Origin of the sequence: Flavobacterium macrobrachii (assembly GCF_014486675.1) — a bacterium.
Lineage (GTDB): Bacteria > Bacteroidota > Bacteroidia > Flavobacteriales > Flavobacteriaceae > Flavobacterium > Flavobacterium macrobrachii.
Map to the genome: position 1 here is coordinate 1 of NZ_JACTAC010000214.1, position 294 is coordinate 294.

Sequence of the window (294 nt, forward strand, 5' to 3'; positions counted from 1 at the left end):
TATTTGGGGACCTTAGCTGATGGTCTGGGTTCTTTCCCTCTCGGACATGGACCTTAGCACCCATGCCCTCACTGTTGGTAAACATTATATAGCATTCGGAGTTTGTCAGGAATTGGTAGGCGGTGAAGCCCCCGCATCCAATCAGTAGCTCTACCTCTATATAACTTTATGACCAACGCTGCACCTAAATGCATTTCGGGGAGTACGAGCTATTTCCGAGTTTGATTGGCCTTTCACCCCTACCCACAGGTCATCCGAAGACTTTTCAACGTCAACCGGTTCGGACCTCCACTA

1 rRNA gene is annotated in these 294 nt (G+C 49.0%); it reads right to left on the minus strand.

The window, feature by feature from the left end:
* Positions 1-294: ribosomal RNA gene (locus IAI56_RS16015) — 23S ribosomal RNA — on the minus strand; the annotation flags it as partial.